General features: G+C 39.2%; 8 protein-coding genes. 4 read left to right on the top strand and 4 right to left on the bottom strand.

What is annotated here, in order from left to right:
* The 4 genes from KHB02_RS17715 to narI form a co-directional block, all read left to right on the top strand.
* A partial coding sequence (locus KHB02_RS17715; protein WP_277398288.1) for a molybdopterin dinucleotide binding domain-containing protein occupies nt 1–656 on the top strand: 656 nt, incomplete at its 5' end.
* Nucleotides 646–2,148 carry a nitrate reductase subunit beta gene (narH, locus tag KHB02_RS17710; RefSeq protein WP_213146653.1) on the top strand — a complete coding sequence of 501 codons (1,503 nt, stop codon included), beginning with the start codon at nt 646–648 and terminating at the stop codon, nt 2,146–2,148. The genes KHB02_RS17715 and narH, both read left to right, overlap by 11 nt.
* Complete coding sequence (gene narJ / locus KHB02_RS17705; RefSeq protein WP_241113931.1) at nt 2,148–2,747, top strand: nitrate reductase molybdenum cofactor assembly chaperone; 600 nt, start codon at nt 2,148–2,150, stop codon at nt 2,745–2,747. The genes narH and narJ overlap by 1 nt, the downstream gene beginning before the upstream one ends.
* Before the next feature lie 15 nt (nt 2,748–2,762).
* Nucleotides 2,763–3,458 carry a respiratory nitrate reductase subunit gamma gene (narI, locus tag KHB02_RS17700; protein WP_213146773.1) on the top strand — a complete coding sequence of 232 codons (696 nt, stop codon included), beginning with the start codon at nt 2,763–2,765 and terminating at the stop codon, nt 3,456–3,458.
* 179 nt (nt 3,459–3,637) lie between these two features.
* Here the strand turns inward: narI and KHB02_RS17695 are convergent, their stop codons facing one another.
* From KHB02_RS17695 to KHB02_RS17680, 4 genes are all read right to left on the bottom strand, one after another.
* Nucleotides 3,638–3,856 carry a hypothetical protein gene (locus KHB02_RS17695; protein WP_213146652.1) on the bottom strand — a complete coding sequence of 73 codons (219 nt, stop codon included), beginning with the start codon at nt 3,854–3,856 and terminating at the stop codon, nt 3,638–3,640.
* Between the two features lie 100 nt (nt 3,857–3,956).
* Complete coding sequence (locus KHB02_RS17690; RefSeq protein WP_213146651.1) at nt 3,957–4,796, bottom strand: MetQ/NlpA family ABC transporter substrate-binding protein; 840 nt, start codon at nt 4,794–4,796, stop codon at nt 3,957–3,959.
* Between the two features lie 22 nt (nt 4,797–4,818).
* Entirely contained in the window at nt 4,819–5,490 is a 672-nt protein-coding gene (locus KHB02_RS17685) for a methionine ABC transporter permease (RefSeq protein ID WP_213146650.1), read from the bottom strand.
* A complete protein-coding gene (locus KHB02_RS17680) occupies nt 5,480–6,493 on the bottom strand; it encodes a methionine ABC transporter ATP-binding protein (RefSeq protein WP_213146649.1) in 1,014 nt (337 codons plus the stop codon). The genes KHB02_RS17685 and KHB02_RS17680 overlap by 11 nt, the downstream gene beginning before the upstream one ends.
* Nucleotides 6,494–6,512: the final 19 nt, after the last annotated feature.

Genomic DNA, 6,512 nt, shown 5'->3' with positions numbered 1-6,512 from the left:
ATAATCGACGGTACTCTCCGTTTACGATTAACAAAGAATTTAATATACCGTGGCATACACTTACTGGAAGACAAAGCTTTTATCTTGACCATGAAGTGATGCTTGATTTTGGCGAAGGGCTTCCTTTATATATTCCTCCGATTACAAGAGGCGCTTTTGTGAAAGGAGAAAAAGAAGTCGAAAATCAAGGAAAATCCATTTCATTGCGTTACATGACTCCACACCAAAAATGGGGCATTCATACCATGTTTACAGATACGAATAACATGGCTCAATTGTTCCGTGGCTGGCAAGTCGTTTGGATGAATGAAGAAGATGCAGCCTCTATTGGCATTAAAGATAACGATTGGATTGAAGTATATAACCGCAATGGTGCTGTTGTTGCTAGAGCTGTTTTAACGTACCGTATGCCAAGAGGTGCAGTTTATATGTACCACGCTCAAGACAGGCATATGGGGGTTCCAGGGAATAACATTAACAAAGTACGTGGTGGAACCCATAACAGTGTGACCAGAATTTATCCAAAAGCCACACATATGATTGGCGGTTATTCTCAATTAAGTTATGGATTTAATTATTATGGACCGACTGGTAGTCAGAGGGACACAATGGCGATTATTAGACCGCTGAAGGAGGTCGATTGGCTTGAGGATTAAGGCACAAGTTGCAATGGTCATGCACCTTGATAAGTGTATTGGTTGCCATACTTGTTCTGTTACTTGTAAAAATGTATGGACCAACCGACCTGGAATGGAGTATGTGTGGTTCAATAACGTTGAAACACGACCTGGGGTAGGATATCCAAAGGAATGGGAAAACACCAACCGCTATAAAGGCGGTTGGGTTTTGCGAAACGGTAAATTGCATTTAAGAGCCGGTGGACCTCTTACAAAATTGGCGAATATTTTTTACAATCCCAATATGGCAGATCTAAATGATTTTTATGAGCCATGGACGTATGATTTTCAGCATCTTCACAAACGGGATAAAGGAGATAGTTTACCTGTAGCCCGTCCTCGTTCCATGATTACAGGAAACTATATCGATAAACCGGTATGGGGTCCAAACTGGGATGATGATTTGGCGGGAGGGAGCGAATCTGTTCCAAATGACCCTAATGTACGAAAACTTCAGGAACACGTTAAAACGGAATATGAAAAGACCTTTATGATGTACCTGCCAAGGATATGCGAGCATTGCTTAAATCCTTCCTGTGTTGCCTCTTGCCCTTCTGGTGCTTTATATAAAAGGGACGAAGATGGAATTGTATTAGTAGACCAGGATGCTTGTCGGGGATGGCGGTTTTGTATGAATGGATGTCCATATCATAAGGTGTACTATAACTGGAATACACACAAAGCCGAAAAATGTAATTTCTGTTATCCGAGAACTGAAGCCGGTTTACCGACCATTTGTTCAGAAACTTGTGTAGGTCGAATTCGATATATTGGTGTGGTCTTGTATGATGCAGATCGGGTGAAAGAGGCTGCATCCGTTAAAGATCCTAAAGATTTATATGAATCCCAACTCTCCGTATTTTTAGACCCATTTGACCCTGAAGTCATTGCGGAAGCAGAAAAACAAGGAATCAATCATAGTTGGATTTTAAGTGCACAAGAATCTCCAATCTATAAGATGGCAATAAAGTGGAAGATTGCACTTCCGCTTCACCCAGAATACCGGACGTTTCCAATGGTATGGTATGTACCGCCGCTTAGCCCGATTATGAACCACATTACTAACGAACAAGATTTAAGTGCGGAAGGCTATATTCCAGCAGTAGATCAAATGAGAATTCCAATGGAGTATTTGGCTTCAATTTTAACTGCTGATGATACTTCTGTTATTCGTAAGGTCTTATTAAAAATGGCAGCGATGAGGGTTTATATGAGGTCAAAAACCGTTGGTGGAGTGGACAAACAAAAGTTGACTAAATTAATGGATGAAGCAGGTACCCATAATGAAGAATTAGAAGAGATGGCTCGGTTACTTGCAGTCGCAAAATACAATGAACGATTTGTCATTCCGACTGGCCGTCGTGAAATGAATGATGACTTACATTACAAACAGGGAGCTTGCAGCATTGAAGATTTAGCTCCTCCTGAAGGTATGATGACCTATCCATTTGAAAGAAGTGAAAATGCATAATGAATGAAGAAAAAGCGATTTTAATGCTTTTATCGCGCCTCTTGGATTATCCGGATACTTCTTTTTTTGAAGATCAAGAAACAATCATAAGCTTTATTTACGAATCTATCACATCAGAGGATATTCAAAAGGAAGTATTGAATAGAATTTATCCCTTCTATCAAATGCCATCGGTGCAATTGGAGCAGCTATATGTAGAGACCTTTGATTATAAGGAAGGGACCAATCTATATTTAACTGCACATGAACTAGGAGACAGCAGAAACCGCGGTTTTGCTCTTATCCAATTACAAAAACTCATATCTGAAGCCGGACTTGAATACATCGGACATGATATGGCAGATTATATTCCTATGTTGTTAGAACTTTTGGCGGTTGTACCCGAAGAGGAAAAAATCAACAAACTTTCAAGAAGAATTGCTTATGCCGTTGACCGGATCTTAACAAATCTTCCTGAGGATAATCCTTACAAGAAAGCACTTGAATTAGGGATGATGTATGTTTTTGAAACTCCGGATGCAGAGGAGATCTCTGCTTTAGAGAGACTTCGGGAAGTTGCTGACCTGGATGAGTTACCATATCCATTGATGTATCGCTAAAAAGGAGGGGCTATGATGGAAGTTGTATTTTGGTGGACAATTTTTCCTTATATTTGCGGAACAATCCTAATTATTGCAACATTTTATCGTTTTGTTTTTCGTCGCAAAAGTTGGACTGCGCCTTCAACAGAAATTTTTGAAAAAAAAGGATTGGGAATCGCATCTGTCCTATTTCACTATGGGATTATCTTTGCTTTTGTTGGACACGTAATGGGCGTATTAATTCCACTAAGTGTATACAATGCAATCGGAGTTACAGACCATATCTATCATTTCTTCGCCATTGCAGGAGGTGGTGTTGCAGGTCTCATGGTGGTAATTGGGCTAGTTTTGATGCTTATTCGAAAATTCAATTCACCAAGGGTTCGTGCCCATACTACCGGGACAAGTTATTTCACCATCCTATGGCTTATACTGGTTGCAGGGCTTGGGGCATATATGACGATCGTCTATAATACAACCGTAGGGGCATATGAATACCGTTTATCAATTGGGCCTTGGTTCAGAAGTTTGTTCACATTCCATCCAAGGTCGGATTTAATGCTTGGGGTGCCTTTGCTCTTTAAAATTCATATCATTGTGGCATTTATTTTATTTGCTGCCATCCCATTTACAGCTCTAGTCCATATGTTCAGTTTTCCATTAAGGTATCCTTCACGGGCTCCGCAACAGTACCGTTCAAGAAATGGTTATAATAAGAATAGCAGGTAGAAATACTTTAAAAAGGTTTTGCCTTACTTGATATTACCGTTCTTTTTTAAGAATTAACAATACAACAATAAAAGCAGTGCATTTTACAACTGAAAACTGCACTGCTTTTCCATGTTAATTTATCTACTTGATAAAGACTTGTTATGATAGGACTCATTCATTTAATAAATTTGTAAATCTTAAGTCTCTTTTGTTTCATTTAACTCATCAATTAGCTGTTTTGTCCTCTTCGCATTCCCTTCCGCAAAGTTTTCTAGACGTTCTTTTAGCTCATCATCGTCATGAACCCGTTCGGCGGTAATTAAATATGTACGCATCAAATCTTCTTCTATTTCTATAGAATCTTTGAGAACCGCTTCTAGATTTTCCTTTTCTTCATTCCCTTTAAAAAAAACCATTTGGCATCCTCCTTTTTATCATAGGATTCACCATTAGGCTATTGTATATCCAACATAAAAAGGATATGGAATTAAAATCCATATCCTGCTTTGCTAACATTTATTTTTTCATCCAAGATGGTTTTCCAAAGCCCTTAAATTGGTCATCAATCACCTTTTCAAAATCTGCAGATTCAACAACAGCTTTAATATCTTTTGATAACTGTGAATCTTTATTGGAAGTTTTTACTGCCACAATATTACGGTAATTGTCTGCCATGTCTTCAAGAGTTAACGCATCTAACAGATTCATTTTTGCAGCAAGAGCAAAGTTTCCAGGTACAGCAGCTAAATCTGCGCTCTCAACAGAACGAGGAAGCTGGCCTGCTTCAATTGGTTGGAACTTCAGGTTTTTCTTGTTTTCAGCGATGTCTTTTTCAGATACTTTTAGTGGATCTGCATCTGCTTTAATAGTGATAAGTCCTGCATCACGAAGTGTGTTCAAAGCACGTGCTGCATTTGTCGGGTCGTTTGGAAGTGTAACAGTTGCTCCTTCTTTTACATCTTTAATCGATTTTATTGTGTTCGAATAAATTCCCATTGGTGCTGTTGGCACAGAAATAAGTGCTGTTAAATCCATGTTGTTCTCTTTTGCAAAATTTTGAAGGTAAATCGTGTGCTGGAACAGGTTGGCATCGATATCGCCATTGTTTAATGCTTTGTTTGGCTGGATATAGTCACTAAATTCAACAAGCTCAACCTTGTAACCCTTTTTTTCTAAGCCTGGTTTAATCGCTTTTGTTACCATGTCGCTATATGGGCCTGCAGTCGCGCCTATTTTAATATCTTTTGATTCTGTTGTTTTCTCTTTTCCACTGGCTGCTTTTTCAGTGTTGCTACCGCAAGCAGCTAGTGCAAAGACTACACATAGTAATAAAATGCTTGTTAACCATTTTTTCATTGTCATTTTCCCCTTTTCTTATTTATCTTTTATCTACAACTTTGGCGATGTAATCGCCAAGAAGCTGAATGACCTGAACTAAAATAATTAAGATTAAAACTGTTGAAATCATGATGGTATTGTCGTACCGGTAATAACCGAAGCGAATCGCCAAGTCTCCAATACCGCCGCCGCCGACTGTTCCGGCCATAGCGGAAAATCCTACTAAACTGATGAGTGTTAAAGTGACACCTGAGATAATGCCGGATCTTGCTTCAAGTAATAGGACATCTTTTATTATCATCCACGGGGTTGCCCCGGCAGCAATAGCTGCTTCGATGACCCCTTTATCGATTTCTCTTAGAGCATTTTCCACGATTCTTGCGAAAAAAGGAATCGCCGCTACTGATAATGAAACACTAGCTGCAGTTGGTCCGATGGTTGTTTTCACTAAGAAGTTCGTTAATGGAAGCAAGGCTACCAATAAAATGATAAATGGGACAGACCGAACCATATTAACGACAAAACCTAAGATATTTTGGACTAGACGATTTTCTAGAAATAAACCTTTATCGGTTATGTAAAGCAATATCCCAACCGGCAATCCGATTACCGTTGAAACCACCAACGAAATCGCAATCATATAGATGGTTTGAAAAAATGCTTTATTGATATCCGGAATAAGCTCCATCAGATGTGCAAAATCAAAGCCCATTGTGTAACACCTCCACCTGCGCTGCCCGGTTTTCAATATAATTTAGGGCTTTTTCTATTTCCTCTTTTTGTCCTTTTAGCTCCATTATGAAAATACCAAGCGGTTGCTCTTGAATATATTCTATTGAACCATGCAGAAAATTACCTTTTAGGTTAAATTGTTGAAGAGTATCAGAAATGACTCCCTCTCCAGCGACTTTTCCTTTGAAGGTCACTTTGACTATTGGACCCTGGCAGCTTTTTAGAATAACTTCCGGGATTTCAAGAGTTACAATACTTTCTATGAATTCTTTTGTAAGTGCTGTATGCGGGTTGGCAAAAATGTCATATACCGAACCTTCTTCCACAACTCGTCCATCCTGCATAATCGCCATGCGGCTGCAGATTTCTTTAACAACATCCATCTCGTGAGTGATCAATACGATCGTGATATTTAGTTCTTTATTGATTTTTTTTAACAATGTAAGAATTGACTTCGTTGTCGTTGGGTCGAGTGCCGATGTTGCTTCGTCACATAAAAGCACCTTCGGATTATTTGCGAGAGCCCTTGCAATACCGACCCGCTGTTTTTGACCGCCGCTTAGCTGTGACGGATAGACATCACGCTTATCGGAAAGACCAACCATTTTGAGGAGTTCCTCTACTCTCTGCTTTACCTGGCCCTTAGGGTAGTTAGCAGCCTTTAAAGAGAAAGAAATATTTTCATAGACTGTTTTTTGGCTGATTAGGTAAAAATGTTGAAAAATCATGCCTATTTTTAAACGTGAAGATCGTAATTGCTCGCCTTTTAGGGATGTCAGGTCAGTGCCATCGACCGTTATACTGCCAGAGGTTGGCCGCTCTAAAAGATTGATACAACGAAGCAGTGAGCTTTTTCCAGCACCGGAATAGCCAACAATGCCAAAGATTTCTCCTTCTTTAACTGTGAGTGAAACATTATCCACACCTTTTACTTCACCTTTTTTTGTTTTGTAAACTTTAGTAAGGTTTTTTATTTCAATCATACTGATTACCTCATTTTTC

This window comes from Neobacillus citreus (assembly GCF_018343545.2).
GTDB classification, from domain to species: Bacteria; Bacillota; Bacilli; order Bacillales; family Cytobacillaceae; genus Neobacillus; species Neobacillus citreus.
Note: the sequence above shows the minus strand (reverse complement) of the source record. Positions and strands in the feature narration are given on the sequence as shown.